General features: G+C 42.0%; 25 protein-coding genes and 2 pseudogenes. 5 read left to right on the forward strand and 22 right to left on the reverse strand.

Going from position 1 to position 25,278, the window contains the following annotated elements; translation table 11 throughout:
• The 6 genes and pseudogenes from KTG12_RS10895 to KTG12_RS10920 form a co-directional block, all read right to left on the reverse strand.
• Positions 1-463 (reverse strand): annotated as a pseudogene (locus KTG12_RS10895) (Arm DNA-binding domain-containing protein); the annotation flags it as partial.
• Between the two features lie 204 nt (positions 464-667).
• Positions 668-1,609, reverse strand: coding sequence for a hypothetical protein (locus tag KTG12_RS10900; protein ID WP_216945438.1), 942 nt, complete (start codon positions 1,607-1,609; stop codon positions 668-670).
• A 366-nt stretch (positions 1,610-1,975) separates the two neighbouring features.
• Positions 1,976-2,656, reverse strand: coding sequence for an energy transducer TonB (locus KTG12_RS10905; protein ID WP_075965501.1), 681 nt, complete (start codon positions 2,654-2,656; stop codon positions 1,976-1,978).
• Between the two features lie 275 nt (positions 2,657-2,931).
• Entirely contained in the window at positions 2,932-3,588 is a 657-nt protein-coding gene (locus KTG12_RS10910; RefSeq protein ID WP_122298806.1) for a hypothetical protein, read from the reverse strand.
• An 18-nt stretch (positions 3,589-3,606) separates the two neighbouring features.
• A complete protein-coding gene (locus KTG12_RS10915) occupies positions 3,607-5,178 on the reverse strand; it encodes a hypothetical protein (RefSeq protein WP_122298804.1) in 1,572 nt (523 codons plus the stop codon).
• A 1,376-nt stretch (positions 5,179-6,554) separates the two neighbouring features.
• Positions 6,555-7,514 carry a ribonuclease Z gene (locus KTG12_RS10920; RefSeq protein ID WP_075965504.1) on the reverse strand — a complete coding sequence of 320 codons (960 nt, stop codon included), beginning with the start codon at positions 7,512-7,514 and terminating at the stop codon, positions 6,555-6,557.
• 204 nt (positions 7,515-7,718) lie between these two features.
• Between KTG12_RS10920 and KTG12_RS10925 the strand changes: the two genes are divergently transcribed.
• Positions 7,719-8,510 (forward strand): M23 family metallopeptidase, encoded by a 792-nt coding sequence (locus KTG12_RS10925; RefSeq protein ID WP_075965505.1) that lies wholly within the window; start codon positions 7,719-7,721, stop codon positions 8,508-8,510.
• Positions 8,511-8,528: 18 nt separating this feature from the next.
• Positions 8,529-11,054: a hypothetical protein gene (locus KTG12_RS10930; RefSeq protein WP_075965506.1), complete on the forward strand. Its 2,526-nt coding sequence runs from the start codon at positions 8,529-8,531 to the stop codon at positions 11,052-11,054.
• Between the two features lie 76 nt (positions 11,055-11,130).
• Here the strand turns inward: KTG12_RS10930 and KTG12_RS10935 are convergent, their stop codons facing one another.
• Positions 11,131-12,294: an OmpA family protein gene (locus tag KTG12_RS10935; RefSeq protein ID WP_075965507.1), complete on the reverse strand. Its 1,164-nt coding sequence runs from the start codon at positions 12,292-12,294 to the stop codon at positions 11,131-11,133.
• 344 nt (positions 12,295-12,638) lie between these two features.
• Here KTG12_RS10935 and KTG12_RS10940 point away from each other — a divergent pair, with 344 nt between their 5' ends.
• Both KTG12_RS10940 and KTG12_RS10945 read left to right on the forward strand, forming a co-directional pair.
• Positions 12,639-13,493 (forward strand): DNA-processing protein DprA, encoded by an 855-nt coding sequence (locus KTG12_RS10940; RefSeq protein ID WP_122334171.1) that lies wholly within the window; start codon positions 12,639-12,641, stop codon positions 13,491-13,493.
• A 71-nt stretch (positions 13,494-13,564) separates the two neighbouring features.
• Positions 13,565-13,945 carry a hypothetical protein gene (locus KTG12_RS10945; protein WP_182430137.1) on the forward strand — a complete coding sequence of 127 codons (381 nt, stop codon included), beginning with the start codon at positions 13,565-13,567 and terminating at the stop codon, positions 13,943-13,945.
• Between the two features lie 498 nt (positions 13,946-14,443).
• Here KTG12_RS10945 and KTG12_RS10950 read toward each other — a convergent pair whose 3' ends face one another.
• The 5 genes and pseudogenes from KTG12_RS10950 to KTG12_RS10970 all read right to left on the reverse strand — a co-directional run bounded on the left by KTG12_RS10950 (position 14,444) and on the right by KTG12_RS10970 (position 18,285).
• Positions 14,444-14,689 carry a hypothetical protein gene (locus tag KTG12_RS10950; protein WP_075965509.1) on the reverse strand — a complete coding sequence of 82 codons (246 nt, stop codon included), beginning with the start codon at positions 14,687-14,689 and terminating at the stop codon, positions 14,444-14,446.
• 45 nt (positions 14,690-14,734) lie between these two features.
• Positions 14,735-15,520, reverse strand: a complete 786-nt coding sequence (locus tag KTG12_RS10955; protein WP_122334172.1) for a hypothetical protein — start codon at positions 15,518-15,520, stop codon at positions 14,735-14,737.
• Positions 15,495-16,850 carry an AAA family ATPase gene (locus KTG12_RS10960; RefSeq protein WP_122298294.1) on the reverse strand — a complete coding sequence of 452 codons (1,356 nt, stop codon included), beginning with the start codon at positions 16,848-16,850 and terminating at the stop codon, positions 15,495-15,497. The genes KTG12_RS10955 and KTG12_RS10960 overlap by 26 nt, the downstream gene beginning before the upstream one ends.
• 48 nt (positions 16,851-16,898) lie before the next feature.
• Positions 16,899-17,147 (reverse strand): annotated as a pseudogene (locus KTG12_RS10965) (capsular biosynthesis protein); the annotation flags it as partial.
• 550 nt (positions 17,148-17,697) lie between these two features.
• A complete protein-coding gene (locus tag KTG12_RS10970) occupies positions 17,698-18,285 on the reverse strand; it encodes an alpha-L-fucosidase (RefSeq protein WP_229101574.1) in 588 nt (195 codons plus the stop codon).
• Between KTG12_RS10970 and KTG12_RS10975 the strand changes: the two genes are divergently transcribed.
• Complete coding sequence (locus KTG12_RS10975; protein ID WP_227226147.1) at positions 18,258-18,518, forward strand: hypothetical protein; 261 nt, start codon at positions 18,258-18,260, stop codon at positions 18,516-18,518. The two genes, KTG12_RS10970 and KTG12_RS10975, sit on opposite strands and share 28 nt — an antisense overlap.
• A gap of 256 nt (positions 18,519-18,774) precedes the next feature.
• Here the strand turns inward: KTG12_RS10975 and KTG12_RS10980 are convergent, their stop codons facing one another.
• The 10 genes from KTG12_RS10980 to KTG12_RS11025 all read right to left on the reverse strand — a co-directional run bounded on the left by KTG12_RS10980 (position 18,775) and on the right by KTG12_RS11025 (position 25,272).
• Complete coding sequence (locus KTG12_RS10980) at positions 18,775-19,110, reverse strand: hypothetical protein (RefSeq protein ID WP_075965513.1); 336 nt, start codon at positions 19,108-19,110, stop codon at positions 18,775-18,777.
• Between the two features lie 44 nt (positions 19,111-19,154).
• Positions 19,155-19,583: a hypothetical protein gene (locus KTG12_RS10985; RefSeq protein WP_075965514.1), complete on the reverse strand. Its 429-nt coding sequence runs from the start codon at positions 19,581-19,583 to the stop codon at positions 19,155-19,157.
• 28 nt (positions 19,584-19,611) lie between these two features.
• The gene (locus KTG12_RS10990) at positions 19,612-20,502 is read right to left on the reverse strand and encodes a fimbrillin family protein (protein WP_075965515.1); all 891 of its coding nucleotides are present in this window, start codon (positions 20,500-20,502) and stop codon (positions 19,612-19,614) included.
• Positions 20,486-20,983: a hypothetical protein gene (locus KTG12_RS10995; protein ID WP_122338939.1), complete on the reverse strand. Its 498-nt coding sequence runs from the start codon at positions 20,981-20,983 to the stop codon at positions 20,486-20,488. The genes KTG12_RS10990 and KTG12_RS10995 overlap by 17 nt, the downstream gene beginning before the upstream one ends.
• Before the next feature lie 2 nt (positions 20,984-20,985).
• A complete protein-coding gene (locus KTG12_RS11000; protein ID WP_075965517.1) occupies positions 20,986-21,687 on the reverse strand; it encodes a hypothetical protein in 702 nt (233 codons plus the stop codon).
• A 5-nt stretch (positions 21,688-21,692) separates the two neighbouring features.
• A complete protein-coding gene (locus KTG12_RS11005) occupies positions 21,693-21,956 on the reverse strand; it encodes a hypothetical protein (protein WP_122298295.1) in 264 nt (87 codons plus the stop codon).
• Between the two features lie 100 nt (positions 21,957-22,056).
• On the reverse strand, positions 22,057-22,725 hold the full coding sequence (locus KTG12_RS11010; RefSeq protein ID WP_075965519.1) for a hypothetical protein: 669 nt from the start codon (positions 22,723-22,725) through the stop codon (positions 22,057-22,059).
• A gap of 6 nt (positions 22,726-22,731) precedes the next feature.
• On the reverse strand, positions 22,732-23,364 hold the full coding sequence (locus KTG12_RS11015) for a hypothetical protein (protein WP_147379344.1): 633 nt from the start codon (positions 23,362-23,364) through the stop codon (positions 22,732-22,734).
• 127 nt (positions 23,365-23,491) lie between these two features.
• Positions 23,492-24,001 (reverse strand): hypothetical protein, encoded by a 510-nt coding sequence (locus KTG12_RS11020; protein ID WP_075965521.1) that lies wholly within the window; start codon positions 23,999-24,001, stop codon positions 23,492-23,494.
• Positions 24,002-24,021: 20 nt separating this feature from the next.
• Positions 24,022-25,272 (reverse strand): hypothetical protein, encoded by a 1,251-nt coding sequence (locus KTG12_RS11025; RefSeq protein ID WP_075965522.1) that lies wholly within the window; start codon positions 25,270-25,272, stop codon positions 24,022-24,024.
• Positions 25,273-25,278: the final 6 nt, after the last annotated feature.

Consider the following 25,278-nt stretch of genomic DNA (forward strand, 5'->3'; position numbering starts at 1 on the left):
TATCCCTTACCTTGTATTTCTTTTGAAGAAAATTCTTTAGGTGGTTCAGTGCCACGCAATACCGTTTATAGGTGTCAATGGAACGGTTGACACCCACTTTCTTGTAGAATTTCTCGTTGAGATGCTCGTAATGCTTGACCAGCGTGTCCTGCTCGGATGCGATTCCTTGAAAAGCGTTTTTCACATCAATTGCAAGGACATTGTCGCTTTTCAGTTGCAGGTCTTTGTATGCGGAATGGATGGCCACACATAATTTGTCCAGCTCTGCATTGGCGTTTAATGCCGCCTTGCTTTTACCTTTTGCCCTGCCGGACTTTACATCCCATAACTTTTCCTGAATATACACTTTGGCACTGAACTGTACCATTGATTTGCCAATGCGTATCCGTCCCAAAACAGGGGCGATTCCATCGGCTCTCGTCTCATTTTTCTTTAGATAGAAAGTCACTTTTAATTCATTCATAATCAGCTCTGTTTTTAATTGCAAATTTACATGCGTTAGAGCTAATCATTGGAATACTCAATTTCTGCATATCGTTTATCCGGTCATTTTTCACTTCGATGTCATCTTTGAAGAGTGGTAACTGGTAATCTCTTTCCTGTATCATACCTCTGAATGATTTGTGTAATCTCTGCCCTAAGGAATAATATTGCTTGCTGTATATTTTCATTGATTTGTTGTTCTGTAAATATGATGCCCAAGAGTGGAACGGATAAAATGGGGATCCAGGTCTACTTCGAAGGCTTCAAACAGACTTGGATGTGGTAAAAGCTGTTGCTCGTCTTGTACTGTAATTGTTTTCTTTATTCTGTCAATAGAACCTATTTTGGATATACAGTGTGGGCATACGAATGGTATTGTCTTGTCAAAATTGTTAGTGATTAGCGGTTGTGCCATGCTCTTATATGTATTGAAAACCTTTTCTCTGTTTAGTGCATCCTTGAGATGTGCCCGGTATTGTGTTATCAGTTTGTCATCCATTTCGGTAATGGACAGTTTGACGGATGGCCGCTGTTTTATCATCATGATATTCTGTTCCAGTTGCTCATGATTTATGGAACCTTTATTTAGCATATTGTTCTCATAATTCTCTGATGTGCTAAAGTACATCCATTTTGGAAAATAGTAAGGATGTCCACAATCTGTGCACGAGTATAAGTCATATTCAATCAATATTATATTGGCATGCAAGTACATGCCCCATAAAGGTTTTTCCCTGTCTAAGAATCTCTTCACACAGGTAATTATTGTGTTTTGTTCTGATAGGACGCATGTCTTTTCTTGTGAAGAGAAAAAGCTTATCTGCTTTCGGTACCATGTAAGTAAATCTTTTGATGATTGGTCAACTAGAACAATGATATAGTTGCCGGAACGTATTGCTTTACAAACAGCGTTCCGTATTATTTCTTCATTGGCAAATATCTCTGTACGTTTTTCCTTTTTCAGCCACAAAAGGGATATAATACGTTTGTTCAACGAAAATTGTCCAGCAAAAACATTATCTAAGGCTGTGTAAATCGGCAATCCCTTGCATGTATCGGTAAATTCTTCCACTATATGTTGGATTAATTCTATCTTATCTTTATGGTCAATAATAAAATTTTTCATTTGTTTTCTTTTGGTTGTCACAAACTTAGCAAAAATAGTCGGTAATACTTAAGATGATCGTCATTTTGAACTGTTATTTACAGACTATTCACATTTATGGTAAATTAAGAAATGGAGATGAAAAATTCTGGAGATATATTTCTATTTGAAAATATTGTATAACTATAATTGGTCGGCAACGTGTTTTAATCTACCTTAATAGTAGAAATTAAGCCATTAGAATGTTGAGTTTCGACATTGCAGCGATGCTCCCTCTGTTCACCGAGCCATCGACCATTTTCTCTAACTGAGATTTTAGTTCTTCGCTGATTCGCAATGTGATTGTTGCCGTAATTATTCGTTTCTTTTTATTTATCAATTACTTGTTCACTGGAATCGGAACATGATAGGCAAGAAATATTTGACCTTAACAGTCTTGCCATTCTTCTTTCCGGGAATCCATTTAGGCATGAGGTTGACTACACGAAGCGCTTCTTTGTCCAATGATTCTTCGACTGAGCGTGAAACCTGGATATCGTAAACACCTCCATCCTTACCGATGATGAATTCGATAACTACCTTTCCTTGGATACCGTTTTCTTGAGCTAAGGTCGGATAGCGTATGTTGTCAGCAAGGAACTTGCGTAACGCTGTCTCCCCACCGGGGAACTTTGGCATGGTTTCGACTATAGTGAACACCTCTTCTTCTTCAGGTTCTTTGATGATTACATCTACGTGCTTGATGGCAACGAGCTGGTCCAGATCCTCTGTAGTCTCAACCTGAACTTCATCCAGCTTGGAGTCGTTTTCGACAATTTTGATTTCCTCAATTACTTTTGGGGGAGCCGGAGGGAGGACTTTCGGTTTGATGTCATCCATCGTAGTGATGGGTACTAGTTCTTCATCTTCCCAGATAATACTTTTGCGTTCCGGTGCCGTCACCTTCTTATCGCTGTTTGTCCACTCAAAGCTTATAAAAAGTATTGAAAGCGAAACCAGCAATCCAATCAGAAAGCGTGGGAATCGGTTGTTCTCCATAATGAGTAGTGGGTTCTTTTTTATTTCCATAATTTGAAGGTTTTGATAAAATCAATCAACTCTGCAAAATTGCAACAAATGTTTATTAGAGTCTAATGGCTTAATAATTAAATTATTATAGTTCCTCAGGTTGTTAGTATTTTGAGCTTATTCTGTGTCCTATATTTAATGTTGCATCTTGTATTATATATGTTTTCGCATGGCGTTTGAGCTGCTCAGATATACTTTTCCGGGTCCGACGATGCTTGTCAGCATCATGCCCTCTCCAGCAATCAAGTTCTTGAATATACTGAATCTTTTAGTATTCAGACCTTTCGTAGGAACTCATATTTGCCGGTCACCAGCACCTCGATAATTCTGTTGGGAGTCATTTTACCGGACCAATATCCCTTTGCCAGTTCGGTTACCTCGTCATAATTGGATGACGTGGTTATCTGTTTGAACCAATTCTCATCGAATTGTCTGCATTGTTTGTCCGGAGTTACCGAGAGGACTATATGTGTATTATCTCTACCAAATTGGCAATATCGCATAGCGTTCCCGATATCCTGATAATAGCTGATGGAATGCAGTCTGCTTGGTAGATTCCGGTATAATTCCAAACGAACGGTTTCCCATACCACCTCCCATAGATATTCAATTTTCTCTTGTTCTAGGCGAATATCATGGATTCGGTTGAATCGTTTCATTTCGGTATAGAACCGTTTCCCATGGTTCGGGTAATTTGAGATAATTACGTCCCCTTGATCGTCAGATAATCTTTCAGTGCCATCCATTATCTTCATGCCTGTATTGTATGCTGTCTGGAGTGAGATTCCGGTCTCCTTGGAAAATCTGCACACAGCTTTTAGCGTGTCCCAGAGACGTATGATTTCTTGCTTTCTCGGACTTGTATGTTCCTTGCTGTCGTAAACGACACCGATAGTTTCATTATCGTTCAATATTCTGAATAATCTGCTCATGATTTATATTTTTAAAATTCATCGTCGAATCTTATGGGATTTATTTTTTTCGTTATCCTCGGTTTTGATTCTCAAGGAATTCGGAACATATTTTTCGTTCTCTTGGCTGATTCTGACAGCTACTTGGCAGATGTTTTTTGTGCGCAATTCTTGGGGAATATACCTAAGCATATTCATTGCCTCTTTTTGTTCACATGCCACCAATCCATATTCACCAGGTAAGTCCTCTGCATAGAATATGTCCTGTTGCCGGTAGTTGTTTATACCATCCAATAATTTCTGCTCGATATTCGGAATACTTGTGATGACTTCATCGGGTATGTGATAAAGAAGTGACATGTCGTGCTTTATAGCCTTTTCGACCATCCAATTTTCTATGTAACCAGAGGGAATATAGCGTAGATTATTGATATAAGCACGTACCGCTTTTATCCCGATCTCTCTAAAGTCTGGTTGTTGCCTTATTTCTACTGGGATATTCATATATTCTTCGGGAGAAGCGCATTTCCAAGTATCCGGTGACATTTTCTTGCCGAAGAAGTTCGTGGATATAGTTCCTTGGGCCAGCAATATTTTCTGTACCTCTGGATCCTTTTTCATGGACTCAGGCATGTGTACAAACACTTCCGATTCATCGAACGTTTGGTATCGTGTCTTATCTGGATTGTCAAGAAAATCGCCTTTCCCTATCAGATCCGTATAATTTTCCCAGAAAGAAGGATTATCGAGCACCTCCTTAGGTACATACCCGTTTGAAATTAGTTCGGTACTGATGGAACAGAGGTAGTGCCAGTCTTGTACGGATAAGTTCATGTCAGGGTATATCTTCAAAGGATTCTTTACACCATGATTCTTATAGTATTCGAATCTGCCGGGTATTCCGTAAATGCTCATATCATAATCATAATCTTTTTCAAAGCGTATTGCCATGAAGTCCTTCATGATAGCTATCCAATCTTTCTGCTCATAATTAATTTGTGCTTTCTGTTGCCCTTGCTTGAGAACGTGCATGCTGTACACTTCGGTTACATGGGGAGAACGGGATTTTTCAGGGATATTTTCAATGTTCGTTCCGTGTTCGATGGCCTTTATGAAGAAGTCTTCGCTACGGGGAATATCATGATAGCCGTGCTTCTCAATGAACTTGGCATAATTATCATACGCATAAGTGAGCATATCGGGACTATACTGTTCCAGTTCTTGTTTGACATGATTATATACATCCTGGTCATTCTGATATAGTCGCGACTGGGCTGCATTGAACGACTTTTCTGTCACATACACTGCTTCGGGCGCGTACATTGCCATGGAGGGCTTGACATTTTTAATCATTTCTTCAAGGTCCTTTTTGCTCAAATAATTAATATCGGAGTATTTGTACACGTAGCAACCGTTAAGAGTATGTAGCTTGTCAATGTCGTTATGATATTCGTTATAAAACATCATGTACACATTGTTCTTGTTGTTGCTATCGGCAGGGCAGATGAAAGAATTCAAAATTTCTCCGTTGTTAGTTTCAACAGTCAGTATATCCCCGCTAATGTGTTTCTTTGGCTTAATGAAATTGATTAAGGTGTCTATTATGCTCATAGTTATATTTTGATTATTTCAATTACGAAAATACATTTAATATTTTTGATTATCAGTAATAAGAGAGGATGTTTAACAATATTTATCTGATATTGGTATATAAATGTATGAATGAGGTCGATATTTATTTATATTATTTCCAAAAAAGATAGAAGAATGTGTTATCTTTTCAACATCCCGAGGATTTATTGTATAGCCTGATGTACCATATATTCTACGCAATTGCCGTCATAGGATGTCGGTAATGAAATGGATAGTGTTTGGCTATATATAATATTCAGAATGCGTGTCGATTTTTGGGTTTGGAATTTATAATTAAACATAACGGTAATTATAGAATATATTTTAATTGATAAATATAACATTGTCTATAGTTTACAGCGAGGATTGAATAATTTACACTTTTAGTAAAGATTATACTATAATGATTTTTTAGTTGTCGAATTTGAAAGAAATCAGCAAAATGAATGGCATTCACAAGCATCTACAAACTCAAATAGAAATTATTTCATTACGCAATTATTAAGCTTGGCGTATCCAGTTGATCTACAATATATCAGTAGAAATTAGTTTTTTAGACACGTTTGGAGGCTATTGAGCAGAAATTAGATCTACAATTTAATAGTAGAAATTATTTTTTAGACTGACAGATAAGCATTACAGACCATATCATATCTACATTCCATAGTAGAAATTAGTTTTTTAGACCGCGCAAAATTCGGTATCAACTGCTTCATCTACAATATCATAGTAGAAATTCTTTTTTTAGACAGCAATGTCGCCATTAATGCCTAAAATACAACTATTTATAAAATAGTTACCACTGACATAATTAACACCCCTATCTTTAGGTTGTGCTGAAAATCAATTAGTTACGAAATATTGAGATAAAGGTTTGCATTAGGTATGCAAGAATCAGATAATAATACCGGTGTTTTACTTCCATAACGCAATAAAACCGGTGGGAAGATGCCATCTAATACCTAAGCTTTGAATCCCTTTTTGCGTTTTGTTAGGAAGCCCGGTATCTGGCATCGAATTAGATATGATATAAAATAAATAAGTCAAACATCACTATGTATAAGTACTTTCGGTACGGCAACGAACACATTACAGTCACAATTCCTTATACAAAATTACACAAACATTCTTTAAATGCAAAATATACTCAATTGTTTAAAGATAAATTAAGAATCCGTCAGTTTACACCTCATTTTAAAGCATTACACACCTTATTAATTTTTAGAACTACAGAGTGCAACCTAAAAAACTAATAACCCAATACGCTATTCTACAATTTACATGAAGTTTTCAAGGCTTCATCTACATTCAGAATGAAGACTTAAAACCTTCATGCTCCTTACTGCTCCCTAATGTTAACTTTCAAGTAACTCCCGCATTTTGTTGGTAAAGGTAAAACGCATTTCTCTTCCTTTGCGCAAGTCAAGTTCCATCCCTTCGTTGGCGGCTAGGGTGTAGGGGAACACAGACTTCGTTTCATCCTGAAATTTTTGTATATGCTTCCTAAAGCAATATCTTCTGGAATAATGTCCAATCAGCAGTTGTCCTGCATCGGCTGCTTTAGCTATCTCTGCCGCATTCCAGGTAGTTGAATGCAGGCATTTTTTCGCCCTCAATGCATTTTCGTGCAAGAAACTGGTTTCATGGTAGATGACATCGCACCGTTCAATAAGCGGAACGATTGCCGGGCAGTATTGCGTGTCACTGAGGTAGGCATATGAAAAACGGTGGTGAGTGTTACAGACCTCTGTTGGAATGAGCCCTCTGACAAGTCTTCCCTTCTCCAGCTGCTCAATGTCAAAATCATCAAGATTATGTTCTTTGATAATCTCATCAGGAACTTCCAGCCCCTTGTCTGTCTGAACGAATTTGTATCCTATACACGGTACGGAATGTTCCAGAGGGAGGCTGTACACAGTCAGCCGATCATCCGAGCTGATAACTTCTGATACACCGTCAGTAAGTTCTATCAACTCCAAATCCATACGAAGCTTGTGACCATACAGTTTAAGCATAGGTTCAATAGCCTCTTTCAATCCGACAGGCCCATATACTTGTAAATGCTTTGCTCCCATCAAATCCATTAAATAGATGATGCCCGGCAATCCAAGATAATGATCTGCATGCATATGTGTAATGAAAACCTTCCGCAGGCGGCATACGTTGATGTTAAAACGTGACAGCCAAAATGATGCTGTCTCGCCGCAATCAACCATATAGTAGTTGTTGCCGATATTGAACACTTGTGCTGATGGAACATGTTTGGAACTGCTGGCTGATGCGCCTGTCCCGAGAATCCTTAAAAACGTTTTCATAGTCAGATAATGTTTAATTGTTCTTGTATTTATATACAAAGCACGGCATTATTCGTGAGATGTCGAAATTAGCGGTCATGTTGTGCAGCAGATTTTGTGGCTCCTATTTAACGGCTCAAAAAATATACTAATAAAACCGCTAAAAGTTAGGTTGTTAGACTGTCATCCTCTATTTTTGCATCTGAAAACCAAAACCTGATTGATATGCTACGGATAGTCATCCTTCTGATTTTCTGTTTGTTTGTGTGCTCTCCTATTTCGGCCCAAGCATTAGCTGACGGCAGCCGTTCCAAACCGAAGCCTCCATCTTCACTTTACGATGGTTATCGGGAGGATCGTGTTCATGCGTATATACCGGTCTCAGATATTCCTGACCGCTATCCCATTCATGTTTCCGGCTTTGTAATGCCGCTGGCTGATGTGCTGGTCACATCGGTTTATGGTATGCGTTGTAAAAAGATGCATCGTGGCATAGACCTTGCCTTGGAGGTCGGTGACACGATCGCTTCTGCCTTTGAAGGTTATGTACGCAAGACAGGATACGACTATGGCGGTTATGGCCGGTTTATGGTAGTCCGTCATTTGAACGGTCTTGAGACGGTTTATGGACACCTGCAAACATGCTTGTTGGACGAAGGAACTGAGGTCAAGTCCGGACAGTCCATTGCCTTGGGTGGCAACACCGGAAGAAGTACCGGACCACACCTGCATTTTGAGATACTGTTTATGGGCCAAGCCATCGACCCCCGACGAATCATTGATTTTGCGGAAAAGAAAGTCCATCAACCGACCTTCTATTATACGAAGAACAACCGTATCGTTCCAAACAAGCGTCCCGATCAAAAGAAGGAGATTCTGTGCCATCGGGTACAGAAGGGAGACACATTGCTTTCCATTGCCAAAAAGTATGCCGTTACGGTTGACGAATTATGCAGATACAATCATCTTGAAAGAAACAGCAAACTGCGGAAAGGGCAAATCATCCGCTATAGTTAACCTTGAATTGAATGGATCATGAAAGAATTTATCGCATTGAAACCTTTAGAAATAACCATTGACTCCATAGGTATACATCGCTATGTTGTGGAATTGGCAGGAGACCGTTATCAGGTTCCTCTGGCTCCCTCACAGTTGTGCAAGCCGTTACCGGACATCGTTCATTGTGTCATCATGAAGACCGATACTGGGATTGAAGAAATCAGGCAGGACCGATTTTTCCTGCTCAAACAGTTTTACGGGTTGGAGGGATTTGCCCGGTTTACGGTCCATAAGATTGATGACGATCCCCAGTTTGTGGCCGTGCAGGTAACCGTGAAAGACGAATACGGTTTGCTTCACACACTGATGATCCGCAAGGGAAGCTGCCAGGTGGTGTTTGGCCAAGGTATAGACTGCAGATACCGATTGGTCCGTAGCAAGGAATACGACGGTGTACTGAAACTTCAACCGTCGGTTGGGATGGAAAACATGAACTTTGTGTCGCCCCGCAACCTGTTAGCGCTTTGCGGCCACAATTCCTTGTTGAAGAGCTGCTTCTTCCGGTTGCGTAATGCGGTGGGAGAAAACCCCAAGATAAAAATGAGCCATCAGATTGTTACCAAAAACAATTTGTGGGTGTTTACCTTTGCGAACGGTGTCCGCAAGCTGCTTGATGAATCGTTGGAAGAAAAGGACTGGCCGTATATCTATGAACTTTGCAACGGTTATCTGCAGTTGGAGGAAGAACTTCGGTCAAACACCATTTATCTGTCATCGTTCAATGAAGATAGAAAAGCCGAATTTCTCCGTAAGGCAGCCTTTGAGATTGTCTATTGCAAGAGCCTGCTTGGGGCTATGGCGCTTATCCGTGACAATACATTCGACAGATTCTGCCAGGAGGTCTTGAAAAAGTTGCAATCAGGCGAGCCGGTCTCTCCGGAAATGTTCGGAATCATTGTGGAAGCATGCAATAACAAACCGGAACTACTGGAAGCGAATATACTGACGATTGCCTGGATTGCCTTTTGGGGCAGTCGTATCCCACGTGTGGACATCCCGTCGTTGCAGACCTTGAACAGCATAATAGATGCCCATGTCAACCTCAGGGTGATGAAAATGAACGGGAAATTGAATCTGGAAGCGATTCCTGTGCCGGACGATGAACTGGAAATACTGGAAAGGCTGATAGGTGTCCAAGTGCTGACGAAAGGGATTATGACACCTCCCACACAAATCCTGAAGTTGGCCCAGATAGCCCGGTTTGCCAGTTATCATAGTGCCGGTGCGGACTATTACCGTTCCTATCCGCTGTCCAGAAGCATCGCATACAAGTCATTGGACTTGCTTTGCGGCATTTCGGCTGTCAATTTTGGGCAACGAGATTTGGAGTCTGATGATCTGTCCGGATTCATCATCAAGCTGGCCAGCACCCGGATGCAGCCGTTGAAAAAGGAATTTGTCTATCTGGACAAAGGCGCCATTCTGTTTGACGCTCAAGGCGTCCATCTTTATCCCAAGGCCCATTTGTTACCTGGCAGTAATCTTTCGGATTGCAACACCTTGTACTCAATTTTGAAAGTCAAGGTCAATCTGTGCAGCCAGATTGTCCGTGGTATTGATGGCCTGAACCTTCCGGACATGGCTGGTGCCGGTGCCGCATGGAAGAAGCTTTTCTGGAGACGGGATGAACAGCGGGAAAAACGAAAATTGACCTTGCCGGACGGTTTTTATAGGCTGACATATAAAGGGCTGTCAAAAACCAGCAACCGGTTAGGCTACTTTATCTATACGGACAAAGGGGTTGACGAACCGCAACATTGCGTGCTTCATACAAACCGTATATTTCAGGTTCCCGGTGGTACTTTGGAAGGTCTGTTCACTATCGGTGATGAAATCACCGCCCAAGTGTTCTCTTGTGAAGAGTTCAGCGGTTACCAGATAGACTTGCGCAACCAGATACAGCACAATCTGGCCAGCCAGATAGAGGCCGGCGATGTGTTCATTGCCAAAGGTCTGGAGAGAAAGGACGGTAGGTTCTATCTATATGGAAACAACGGAGTGCTATGTTCCTGTCCTGATGCCGACAGTTGGGTTGTCGGCAAGTACTATCAGGTGATTGTCCCACACAGGAACCTGTTCACCGCACCGGATATTGACGGGGATATTTTGGGAGAGGATTATCAGCCGTTTGACGCGCTGGAAGTGAACAACCAGATGATCAAGAATTTCCTGGAGAAACATGCCAGATGTCCCTATTCACGGATCTCCCGTGTCTTCGCTACGGAACTTATGTTCTCGCTCGACCGCATTGCGGACTTTGCCGGTACGGACAGGAAGCGTTATTCCTTCTATCAGTTCATCAAGCTGATAGCCTGCATAGAGCATTCCAAGCTTTCCTATCTCTATGACCATATACTGTTGATCATGGAAAAGCATCAGAAGGGCCAGCGCATTCTTGCGGAAGAGCTGCCCGAAGACTTTGTTACCAAGTATCCCCGGTTATTGAAGATGTCATTAAAAAATCCGCTATGCTCACGCACGGCGGATCAACAAAATAACTAATTTATAATTCACGGGTTTTGTGATTCTTCACATAGAATCAAACAATCATGTATAATGATATTTACGACTCATTTCATTACTTGATGATTACCGCCCGGCTCAATGCCGGGTCATTGTAGAACATATTGTCCACGCCACCCTTCACGTCAACACGCAGCATGGTTGCGGGTACACCGAACTCTTCAACCAGGCATTTCTTAACGGTTTCAGCACGTTGCGAAGACAGACGTTTGTTTGTCTCGGCTGAGCCGGTCTTGTTGTCAGCGTATGCCTCGATGGTGAATACCTGATCCGTGCAAGACTTGATGGAAGCGGCAGCATATTGCAAGTTGATTCGCTGGGCTTTTGACAAAGCCGACTTGCCCAGATCAAAGAGCACATACACCGGTGCCATGGTCTTGGTGGTTATCACTTGAACCGCAGGTTCGGCCTTCATTTCTTTCTCTTTACGGATTTCCTCTTTCAGCTTCTCGTTCTCAGCACGGAGGTTGTTGGCTCTCTCGTTGGCATTGTCCAACTCGCTTTGGTCGATTCCGGTATATTTGATGATATTCCGGTCGAAGTTTTTCTTGCCGATACGGTAAGACATGCCTACCAACGCACTGTACATGCCTTCCGCTCTTTTGTGGCTGAGTTCACCGTCAAACTTGTCCTTGAAGAACGCGGTAGCCAATTCTACATTGACAGCCAGGCGGTCTGTTATGCGGAAGCGGTTGATGATACCGGCGTGCCAGGTCAGTTCGTCATTCTTCGGTTGGCTGGTTGAATGGATGATACCAGCACCGGCATAAGGGATGAATGAGTAAGCTCTCTGAGGGTTATGTCCACAGAACATTTCCGAGAGGTTCAGCATCACATCCGCATGCATGTTGACGAAATTTCCTTTTTGCTTATGGTATCCGTCACCCAAGCCTTTGCGTACAAATCCCGTTTCCGGAGAAATTGCGACGCCATTCCAGTACAAACCGGAGTAATTGGCGCGGACTCCCAGGCCCGGAGTAAACCATTTCCCTACATAAGCGTTCACAGCGGGTGCGAAGCGTTTGCCCAGGGACATGTGTTGGTCATGCTGCCCACCATAGACGTTTACACCGGCGCCTACTCCTACAAACCAGTTGTCCCAAAATCCATTAGTCACTACACGATGGGGAAATTCTATGCCTTTGTCGGCATCGTTCTGGGCCGATACGGTCGGCCCCAATAACAGGCAGAAAGCAGCCAAATACAAATACTTCTTCATAATCAAGTGTTTTGGTAATTACAAATTGTGCTACAAAGGTAATTCTAATTCTCGTAACTTGTGTAAATAATTGTGAAAATATTCATTTTGTCTCCCGGCTTTTTCATTTAAGATTTCGTTGTTCACTCAAAAATGTTGTTATATTATAGGGGTATTTCCTTGGATGGTGAGGGCGCTTTTTGCTCGCACGGTTCATAAATCATGGGGCGATTCGATGATTGGAGGATATGCTTCCGAAAAACGTTAGTTCAAATACCTTTAATGAAATTCTTTTTATCTATGCTTCACTTTGGCACACCTTCATCCACATCTTTGCAACATTTAGATAAAAACAACAGTACCTTATGATGTATTATAAAGAACGATTCAAAGACTTCTTCGCGATAGATGAACTTCTCTGCCTGCAGCTCATAGGATATTCCGATGCAGACATATGCCATAGTTTTTATTCCCCGCAAGAAAAAGAGGCTTTGCAAAAAACAATTGCCAACTCGCCTAAACAACATGAAAAAGCAAAACAGATATTGAAGAAACAGACAGAAGCGGGAGTCGCCACCATTTCCTTTTATTCGGATGAATACCCTTGGTTCGCATTCAATAATTTAATACCGGACGCTCCTCCCTTGCTCCATATATTAGGCGATAGAAAATTATTGTTGCGTACCGATTGCGTTACCATTATCGGTTCCCGATGTGCCGATCAGGCAGGACGGGAAGCCGCCTATTCATTGGCCCGGAAATTTACGCTGGAAGGACACGTTATTGTAAGTGGTCTGGCCGCAGGTTGTGACACGACGGCTCATCGGGGTTGTCTGGGTGCCGGAGGGAAGACCATCGCCTTTGTCGGTTCTGGATTAGACATCACGCATCCGAAGACAAACCGCCCTTTACAAGAAGAAATCATCCGATGCGGTGGGGCAATCGTTTCCGAACATCCGTTTGGCGTGAAAGCCAATCCACGTCGATTAATTGCCCGTTGCCGGTTTCAATCCGTTATGTCCTCGGATGTGATTGTCGCCCAATGCCCGATCGTCAGCGGAACCATGTACACCGTTTTCTTCACCCAAGAATATGACGGTGATATATGGGGATGGGAAAATACCATATATGCTGTGGAATATGATACATATAACGAATTGAGCAGCGGGAATGAGTTCCTTTTAAAGTACAATCTTGCTGTAAATATCAAAAAACCATAATGCCTATCATTAACACCTTATAATGGGCATTATGCTGCATCAAACAGAATTAACAATATAAACAGCACAATATGACACTCAAAGACTTATTTATGCAAGTCCGATTCGATGATTTGATACCCTCTTTATTAGAACAGGATGAGAATACCCAAAACAGTATTTGTTCTTTCCGTGAAGCGTTCGATCTTCTACGAATGATGGAACCGGATCAGGATTTTAAAGGAGAAGTCGTGATCCAATGGAGCAAGACGGAAGAGGGTGAAGAACCGTGGATTAAGGTCTGCCATTTAGACAACGAGTGGGAAAAACAACTTGCCAAAGAAGTTGTCCTTAAAGAGGATGTACAACTTTCAAACGAAGAGTTAGCCGGAAATCCTTTATGGTTAGTCCGCTGGACTGTTGGCGCTGATATAGCGCTAAAAACTTTTCTTTACTCATTGATCGTTTCATAACTACGTTTTTGATCGCAAAGTAATAGAAGAGTTTTTAGGTCTGCAATGTGTACTTTATCGGATGCTTACGATTTATTGATACTGTCCAGTAATGCTCAACTGCTGATGTTACATTATGCATCTCTTCATTGTCTGAATACCGTCAACCTGCTCTTTAACTATTTAATTACGCATATCCTTATACCACTTACGAAAGATGTTATAAAGAATTTTATTCTCATACAAAAGAAGTATAAAGACTCACCATAAGGCAAAATTCGACCTAGTACTGAAAAAGTAAAACCTTTCTAATTTTTCGCTGCTATACACATTTTTCTATTTTGACTAGCAACAAAGATAAACATTTCTGTTTCGTTCCTTTTTTAAGTGCTTACTGATTAAAATGTACAAAACATCCATTATTTATTTAGTAGCATCTTATGAATAAATGTAAGGAGTTTACCTGCAACCTCATTATCCATTGAATATGGAACATTTGCTCCATACCTATTCCTCCAATTACAGGAAGTGATAAAGAAATCTGTCGGATGAAAAGAATACCTTAAAAACTCCCTCTCTATAGGTTAAAGAAAGCATCAACTTTTTTATAAACAAAGTATCGGGAAGAGCACATGCTTTTCCTTTTTTATGGCCTTGCTGTGCCGGGTCGCCTGCCACCACCACATTTTGATTGCAAAATCCTGTTCGGCTCTCTTCCTGTATGGTTTCCAGATGGTTATACATGCCAAATGTATATGTTTGCATGACATATGCTATTTACTATGTTTGTCATCTTATACATTACCGCATTCATAACAAATTTATTTTTTCTTCTTCACACCAGATTTCCAACAATTCATCATCACTAAAAGAATAATTCTTCTTTTTAAATTCCTCCCATATTGTCTTTATGACATTCGAAATATGCTCAAATTCTGATTTGTTGGAATATCTATATTTTTCAGCTATTTCACGCCAATATTTTATTTGTCCAAGAAACAGTTTCCAATCAGCAGTATTTTCATGTTTCTTTAAATCAGTTCTTATATTTTCTTCCGAATGTATCGGTGTATAAGGAAAATCAGAAGGCGATTTAATAATGTTATGAAATTCTGAAACAGAGCATGCTCTACAATTGTTTAGTTCGCCTCCTGTCCGACTTTGTCTATTAAACCAACTTTTAGCTTGTGAAGCAAGCTTTTCCTTAAACAGGAAAATGCTTTTCAACTCAATTGCGACTTTCCTGCCAAGCAATTTCTTGGTGTAAATCACCTTGTTTTCCATAGCTGTCTTAGAAAGATTTTTAATATTATCATAATCCATTCTAAGTTCTACAAGCAACAAACGCGGACTGGAAACTCGATTATTTTCATAAGTAGAAATGCCAATTACCGCATCCACCGTACAATCAGGCTGTCCCTTTCTCAATACATTTTTTTCGTATGTATCCATATCCAGACATTCAATATCCGGACGAAAGGAATATGTATTTCCATAATCGCGACGAGACACTGCATTCAACGTAGAATGACATACCGGATAAATAGAATGTCCCCTTACGACCTCATTATTATAAATCCATTCCCCCATTCCCATATATATTGATTCTGTCCAAAGCAATATTGAATGAATCGAAGATTTCTCCTATTTCATGTTCCAAATCCTTATAAACATACTGGTGTGGATTTTCTTCATCCGGCTGTGCTACATAGAAACGAGTGTCCGATAACACACCCTCTTTGTGAGCTATATCGTGAATGGCAGCCACCATATCCGGATTGTGACTGGCTATCATAATTTTCAATCCCAGTTCCTTGTTCAATAAAACTAGAAGCCGAGCAAATTCTACTATCCATTGCGGATGAAGATGTGCCTCCGGCTCGTCTATCATCAGCAATGTTTCTTGATTCAGATTACCATTCTCCAACAGACGTTGAAGATAAGAAAAAGCCTTGAATCCTGTGGCTGCATCTTTCAAGGAGATATTTACTTTCTTATCTTTGGAAATATAACGCAAACTTTTTTCATCAAAGACATCATCCTCTTCCAATACCGTTTCACCATTCAATAAATCTTTGACCCGTACCAAAAATTTTCGTTCTCCCATAGATAAATTCTTACCCGATTTATCATCTAACATCATCTCACGCAAATCATTCCAAAAAATGTTTTCCGTATCTTCCACTTCAACTGCCATGGGAGTGTCAATATAAATGGCTCGCTGCAAATTGAACAACGTGGAGACATGGGTATCTTCGAGAAGATTAACCTCATCTTCCTCCAACTGAATCCCCAAAGGGAAATCATGCTGTATATCGAAATACTTCTCAATCAACTTTAAATAGGTAGAACGCGGACGTTCATTCATATTTTTAACCAATTGATTAGTCAGTTGAGTAATCAAACGATTATTCTGCCCAACAAAATTTTCAATAGACTGACGAACATCTTCTTGTTTGTTATGAACACTCAAATAATTCAAGATTCTGACTTTACGTGCTTCAGAAAGATTTTCCGTCAAGGCTTCCGATAGAAAATTCTCTGTGGCATACAAGGCTTGCAGAAACAAATCTTGAACAATCTCAATTTGTTCATACGAGTGCACTCTTGTCTGCTTCATTTTTTCGGTTACTTCAAGCAAAGTATTCAAAGAACCTTTTTCCAACAAACCGCTTTTTTGAGAGAATCGCCCCAAATCCATACAAGCAAATCGCATCCGATTAATCAAGTTATCTATTTTAGCTTTATAATCCCTCAACAAAAAAATGTCAAAGTCTCGCGATCCGTTAATCAGATAATACAGCCATCGGGACAGGGTACTCTTTCCACATCCGTTAATGCCGGATAACACCGTAATGCCATCCAGTTTGATTTCTGCCTCTTTAACTGCATGATAACCAAGCAGTTTATATATGTATTTGCCCATATTTTTTACAATTTGCCTATAGTCAGTACAAAGCTACTACTTTTAGAATTAAAAACAAACAAGAGACACTACTTGTTGAAGAGATTTAGCATTACCTTTTGCATAAAGAAGAGATTTCCAGACGCCCAAACGGTGTGTATCGCTGCCGGCCAAGTCATAAAAATTATTTTTCAACAGCCATTCCGCCTTTTTTCTTGCCTCTATGCCATAAGCATCGACCAATGAAAAGAGATTCAGCTGAAACTTTACCTTCATCTCTTTCAGTTGCCGGTAATCGTTCTCATTCATATAGACATAGCGTTCGTGATGCCAAACTCAATGAGTCTTTTGGCATCACGTTCTGTGAGTACGTCCCTCTTTATTCGGAGAAAGATTAAGAAGTACATTAGAGTTTTGCCCAAAAACAAAATTACAAATTTTTTCTATACATTGAATAAAAGATACATAAAAAACAAATTGCCCCAAAATAGACGAAACTCCGATTCTTCGGGGCTTCGTCTATTTTGGGGCAACCGATTTACTTGTATTTCTTTATTCATTGACAATTCGGCTGTACAAAGAAATATCATTTCCCGTAATGTACATCAACATAAACAGGACAATAATCGGAAGCGACATAATCTTTTATCATTCTTGTCTGTTTAACCGTAAATTTCCTGTTCTTTTTCTTGATAGCAGGACCAAATACATAATTCATCCCGGTCTGATGTGCTATTTTTCTATCCCATTATGGACATTGTAGGATATTATGCGCAAACTATCCAACTCATCAGTAGAAGGAAGCATGTACCTCTGCCATAAGAACCAAGCATAACAAATATAACATTACTTTTTTCATAGGACAGCATTATATTCTCTTGCGGAGTTCAAGCAATAAGTCCACATCTTCCTGACGCATTCTGCCTTCACGATTAGGAGGCAAATTCAGAATCAGGATATTGTCTTGAGCCGTGGCGCGTTGGTAGAACTTGAACAATTCATCAATGGATTTATATTCCTTATCCGTTGTATGATAGAACCACCTTTTAAAAAAACATACAGTCGATTCAAACGGCATATAATAGCGTTTGCCTTGATGAATAAATACTTTAGGGTCGGGATTGGCAGGCAAGAGCGGATCACCCAAACGGAAATCACTGGGGAAATAACGTATGGGGTCACCCTCCTTTTGCTTTTCAGGAATGATTTTATAGGATTTTTCAGGCGCGTTGGGGTCATTAGGATTAGCATCCTCTCCAATGGTCCAATTTATGCCTATCTGACATTGCGGCTCACGGCTCTTGATAGTCTGATAGATTTCTTGAACCGGCCAGCGATCATGCGGCTGATCCAAGAGACGGTAACGATTGAAACGGTTATCAAACCGGTGTTCAATTTCAAGGCGAAGGAGTGAAAAGATAACGATTTTTGGTAAAGAACCATCTGCCCAAAGCATACGGTCAAAAGGTGAGCAACATACAATTAATCACTCCCATACAGAAAGGCGTTGTAGGCGCAGCCAATCTGAACATGGCCTTGCAATCGGCATTGAACACTTCTCGGTTGGCATTGAACCGTGGCGGTTACTCGTTACGGCAGAGTGACCTGGTGATGCAGCTGCGCATCAACTACAACATGGATATATTCAGCAGCGATTTGGGCTATGTCGAGCACGGCTCTTTCATTTAAACTTGGAATAGACTGACAACCACTGATTATGTTGAGTTTACCTTAGTTCCAAAATGTACCATTAAGTCAATATTATGTCAAAAGTTGCGTTGAGCTGTTCTAAATGTCTATCTGCCACAAACATTAGATATTCAAAGTAGGGGGCGTAAAATAAACTGTGTTAGCAAAATTAATATTTTATTCTTTGCTGACACAGTTTTATTTACAGCCTCTTCAAAGTATTTTTAAATGAAAGAGCCGTGATTTTATCTGATTTTCAAAGTGTAACCTTTCCCAATCTGACTTCATCTGACAGTTCCTCGAATCTTTCCTCGACTTTCAGTACCTCGTCACAGATGCCCTTGCACCCCTGATTGTTCACTCTCATGAAGTTGCTCCGTGAGGTAACCTGGCACACCCTGCTTTGTGATAATCCGATATAGTTCCCTATATCCTGTTGTTTGAATCTCAGCTTGATACATCCAACATAGCAGAACACATGTTTGGCAAAAGCTATCTTGTGTGTCTTGGATTTATGCTGACGCAACGTAGCGGTATCTATGTTGGTGACCTCTGCTACGGCATGTAGCAATACTTTCAATTTATCATTCATAAACAATACCCTCCTTGACTAAATCCTTATACTTGCTTTCATCGTCACAAATCCACCCGGTATTCGGTGTCATCAGGCAAGATGACCAGTACTTGTGTGTAATCCTGATTGTAATCTGCTGTTTTGACATTCGTGATGGACGCCAACTTGTTTATTAATTCCTGCAGCAGTAATTTTTTGGTTTCCTCTCCGGAGGATTTGATTTTCTTCCGATAATTCTCCATCTCAAATTCGACTTCCAGCAAGGCAAGTCTGTATTCCATATTTTTGGGCTTGCGGACCTTTACCTTGTTTTTTTTCTTTTTCTGTGCTGGTTCCTCAGTCACCACAACCGTTTTACTCTCGGTCACCTCTGTGTTGTTATGTAGCCGGAATGTATGTTGGCTACGGATGGTGTCAGACACACTCGTCTGGGCGTTTGCATACAAGTGCCCGCCCAACAGCAAAGCTGTAACTATCAGTTTTATTTTCATAGTAAAGAAAATTTTGATTTTGTATTTGTTATTTATACGATGTGCTCAAGTCTGATTCTGCCCCGTCCTCCCAAGGGACGATATTGACTCCCTTCAGGTACAGGTTTTCTTCTGCCACATCAAATCCCAACCAGAAGTTCTGTACCATGCCCTGGCCAAAATTCAGATCCTTGACAGGTAATGTATAGGTCCTGCCATTTACGATGACTGTAATGTTGATGGCCACCCCTTTGCAGGGAATCATGTACAATAAGGCTTTTTGTCCTGTCTCGTCAATCTCGCATTCCATTTCTCCGTCCAGGACCTGCAAGGAACCCGTTTCATCGGTGAACATATTGATTTGTCCAGTAGAGTAAATCGGATGCACGGGATCGGCTCCCTCTATATAGATGTGAGATACGGTGCATCCCTGTTCCAGAATGGGCCGTATGTCCAGTTTCAGCATACACATCGCATGCCGCATCTTGATGTCTGCAATAGGCTGGGCGTAGTTGATGTATCCGTATTCTTCGATATCATGGAGCCCATACATGTAGTCCGTCTTGCCGGTATTGATACGGAGCCATTCGTCCGACTGCATGTTCGGGTCGTACGGATAATAAGCATATGCGTTGACACTGTCCTCTCCAAGCCTTACCTCACAGTTCTTGTCCAGATACCATTTGGAACCGTTGGATATCGCCTTTTGGTTATTCAACAGATTTGTCTGGTTCATGTTCTTGTCTAAGGAGAACAACCCGACGGCGTGCGTAGAAGGATATTTGTCCGGTTGGTCCGGAGCCAGGAACGAATGGCTGCTGACCAGTAATTTGAGCGTGTTGGTCTTTTCACGTACCTCGTCATGGTCCGTGCATGAGCCGGCTAGAATTACGGCAAGCAAAACACCGGCTGTCTTGATGTAATTAGAAAGTATTTTCATATCTTGCTATACTGTTATCTGAAATCTCAAGCGCCCCATTACACTGATCGTCGTTAAACTGGCCCTCTCTCAGCAGTCCAATCAGGAAGTCGGCGCAACCTTCCGCAAGTTCGTGATAGTTGTAGTCTCTGGGGCAGAACGACATATTGACCGTATCATCATCGGTCAGGTTCATGTTCATGATTTCGTTTTGGAGTATCTGCATAAGCTGTGACAGTTCGAATGCCGCATACATGTTCTCTACCAGTTGCTCGACATCGACACCTGAATTATGCAGCGCTTCTGCCCGCTCGTCTCCTGTCAGATATTGGGGATCGGTATCCTCGTCCGCTATCAAGAAGAGACCCCAGCACTGTTGTCCCTCATGAAGGATTTCACCCCAGAAGAACATGGACACGTTTTGGTCGATATTCAGATTAAACAACTCCACAGCCTGTTTCGGTGTGATAAACATTGATTGCATAATGAAATTTATGTTCATAGTCATTTTTTATTAGTTGTTACACATTTATTGTTTCCAAAAAGCAATTGCTTGGACATAGTATCCAGCAGTTCGGTCACCTTGATACCATAGTTGTCAGACACGACATAGATGACTTGTTCCTTCTCCATTGCAGTTTCCAGCTCCAAATTCTGCAGTTTCTCCTTGGACAAGGAAGGGTAAGCCACCAGAATCTTGTACCGGCTGTTGTCTATTAACGAGAAGGCATCCACTAAAAAACCGTAATCCGTTACTTGGAAAGTATAGTCTCGGGGCAGGGACACCGCCACTGAGTGAACGATACGCAAGGCGTCGGATATGATTCTCAGGTATTCTGAATTCTTCATGTCGGCCAAAAACAAGTGATACTCTCCCCTGCCCCTGGCCTGCAGCCAGTCGGCCGCTATTCTCTTCAGGTTGCACTGCTCGTACCCGTACAGCAAGACGGTCCTTTGCAACAGTGATGCCGCAATCATATTGGAGACTGAACCCAGCAGAAACAAAGTGGCCAGAAGGGAATAGGTTGTGTTGACGGTTCCTGTCTGCAAGCAAGAGAACACCATGACCAATATACCGGAAACCAGCCCCAACAGTCCCCATCCGGTGTAAGCCTCGCTTTTACGTTTAAGGACAGCACCGGTAATGCCGTGAATGGAACCCCATGCGGCAATGAAGAAAAGTGCATATATACAAATGGTTCCCATACCCGTTATTTTGTACCGTTAATCCATCCATTCAAGCGGGAAGGATTCAATGTAGCCCTTTGGTCACCTGCTACCGTTGGGACAGGAGCATCTGTATATTGTTTCTTTACGGAATCTTCCACACGGGCAGGTTTGAACTGAAAGGAAATCGGTTCCTGTTCCTTGTTCTGTGGAACTTGTTGGTCAAGGCCGTTGGCCGTATTGTTCGTAATGGGTTTGTCGGCACTTTTCTTGAAAGCGCGTGACAACATGGGTATTCCGGTTGGCATTGTCTGTTTTGGTTAAAAGTTTAATAATACAAAAATAACCTATTATCCGTTGATTTACAAGCAATCTCAATAAAATTTCCGATAAAATGCCCGTATACCGTTATCTGCGCCGTTTCCGTGCCTTCTTATTTGGCTTGGCAGGCAGCTGTGACTTATGCACGACAACACTGTATCCCGGTTGGATATCCGAGTCAAATTCCAGCATGGACTTCATTGCGTTTTCAACGAGCCGTACATATTCAGGCAGATAGCCCTTCTCCATTTTACCCCGCATGAACGGGATTTCTTCAGTGTATCGGATCAGGCGCTTGACTTTATCGACAGCCTTTTCTCGGTTGTCTTTTTCAAGGGCCCGGATAGCATTGTCATAATACCCCAGAATCGCCTTTATCTTCCGTTGGTAGGCAATCTTGTCCTTTTCCTTGATTGATTCCTGAAAATTGAGATACCCCTGCCGGACACAGTAGCGGGCATTGATGCTGTTGAACACCTGCTCGAAGGAAACCCCGTTGCCTACATTGAACCTTTCCTCCGTATTGGTGAACTCCGGTATCTCGATAGTGAAAGAACCGTTCTCGGATTCGGAAACCGATGCACCGGATTCGGGCAATGAGGAGTATTTGTGTATTACCGCCCCGTTGGACAGCTTGCAATAGCCGATTGTCTCGATGCCGTTATCCACTACCCTATAGGTGCGGTACTGCGCATTTGCTGTATGAAAAGCCGCTGTTAGGAAAGCAGGCAATATCAGTTTGAGTATCCTGTGCATGATTTCTTATTTTAGAGTGACACATTTATATTGATCATCAAAGCCGTCTTCCAGGCAGATGCATGATTTCATGATTTTGTAGTTGATGGAGTAGTATTCGTCGAACTGTAACTTGGCGAGTCCGTAGTCTGCGTTCGTCCTGATAGCTTCAATGAGGGTCAGCAGGCGGTCCACTTCTGAAGCCGACGCATCATTACCCAGCTTCAGGAACAGTTCTTTCCCTTTTTGGTAGTACTTTTTTGATTCATCCAGCATACGACCGTGTGCGGCAGTGTTGACTGCGCAATAGCGGGTTCCTGTCTGAAAATAACCTTGCGCGATTGTCAGGTATTGTTTTGCGAGCATGGCATCCCACAAGAACACTTCATCCAGTCCGTCAGGGATGGAGAAAGATTCCATGACAGTCAGGGTCACCGGTTCGACATAGCGATCCAAGACCGCCCCTTTGGGGGTAGTGACCTGCAGGCTGGAGCGGATAATCACTCTTGAGCCCATACATCGCACCTTCCCGATATAGGTAACCTGTCCGAGGCGATAAGAAAAATCCCTCATGACAAGATCCTGACCGAACAATAGGGTCGGTAGCCAGGCAATGAGAAACAGCCCTGTTTTGATAGTCCTGTTAAGATTTTGGCACATAGTTTTGATTTTAGTCCGCGTAAACACCATTCAGGTGTTTGACGTTCAAATTTTTAGGTGAAATTACAGGATCTCTCTCTAATATCCAAGCAAGTACAAAAAATATTCAAACTGAAGCCACTGTCACTCACGTGTGTTGAATGAATGACAGCAGTTGTGCCTTTTGAATAAGCGACAGGCTGTTCCAAACGGACACATATTTTTCGGTGTGGCATTCTTCGACCCAATCGGCATCGGCATCCCCTTTGTGGCATGTGGGAAACGGTATCCTCATGGAGTCTGCATGGTGGTTGTTTGTATAGTCGAGAAACTTTATGATGCAGTCCTCTTTGTCATTGTAGCCGGGTGACCAAAGTTCGGTTTCCTGCAGCTGCTCACGCTCGCTGAGTGTCCCCGTCAGGTTTTCGTAATGTACAAGTCCGGTCTGTTGCAACAGCAGGAGCACTGAGGCCGTATCCTCGAACAGCAGCGCTCCCAGGTAGTTGGGTTTGTTGAACAGATCTGAGCGTATCATGCTGATGTCGCCGGATACCGAACCGCCCAGGGCTTCCGAATAGATTTTTTGAAAATTCTTCCGATCGCCCAATACGGACAATAGACGGTCTATAATGTCAATGGATTGTGTCAAATCGCACATAGTTCGTTTCTAAGCATTTATCAGACAAATAGTGTTTCTTCATTCTTCGTTGTCAATAGTGTGTACGCTTTCTGGAGCGCATATTTACGTTCAAAATCACTTTCTGAGGGCTTCCCCTTGATGCGTGACATATCCATATCGTGCAGCAGGCAGCTCTTCTTGACTGCCGTTGCCAGCGGGTCAGTCCTGACCCGACGGATATACTCAGCCAGTGATTCATCGGGATTACGTGTCAATGCCACCACCGTCCTTAGGACTATCAGCGGTACCCCTTCTGCGAACATCATATTGACTGACACATCCTCCCTTACCGTAAGAGTGTCATGCAGCAGCGCACAAATCTGTTCCATGGGAGTCTTCATTTTTTTCAGCACCCGGAACGCATGCAGGATGTACGGTTCACCGTAAATGTCCTTGACCCCCTTGTACAGCTTTGCGCTCAGAGCCACGGCATCATCCAAATCAAATGATTCCTCGTACGCCTTGTTCATTCCCATGAGGACGAAACAGTTGTAAAAGACAAACAGCTCGTCCACCAAAGCCGGTTTGCACACATATTCCGGATGGATTTTCACGGTGTTCTGGTTGGCCTGCATGCCTGTATCAGAGATTACCCATAAGAAACTTTCGCTTACATCAGTTATACAGTCCTTGCCCATGACAATAGCCTGTATGGCAGTTGATTGTTCTACCGTCTCCCCACCAAGATGGAAACCGTTGAACGCCACCGCACGTTTGCCGTCCGAGAGTTGGAATACCGAACCTCTCCGTAGGTAACCCTGATTATATTCCACAAAACCTGTTTCGGGGATATCATCATCCAGTTTGCGGAGTGTATTATCAAATTGTTCCCGTAAAACCGTCTCTTCAAGAGTCGTATAGTCCAGCCGTCCGGTTGTTATCAGTATCAGAACCTTTTCAGTCGGAATTGCCTTCAGCTCTTCGACGATGTTTTCCGTCTCACGCTGTCTTAGCAGTTGCTGCTTGTAAGCGTTCTGAATGATTGAGCGTAATTCCTTGACAGTTGCAACAGCTGTTATGTACCCGTCCCCGTTTCGCAGGTCGGCTACACGCAAGTTTATGTGTTCGGCCAGATAATCCAGCCATTCGCACCCGGATTGGGTAAACAGGTTTTTCAGCCATACAATCCGGTGGGGCTTCTGTTTTTTGGTTTGAGCGAGCACCTGTCGGATGTCCATATTCTCCTGATACGGAATGAACACGAATTTATGAGAACCTTCAGTTAACGTAAAATTTTTCAGTAGTTCCATAGTATG

This window comes from Parabacteroides sp. MSK.9.14 (genome assembly GCF_019041495.1).
Lineage (GTDB): Bacteria > Bacteroidota > Bacteroidia > Bacteroidales > Tannerellaceae > Parabacteroides > Parabacteroides merdae.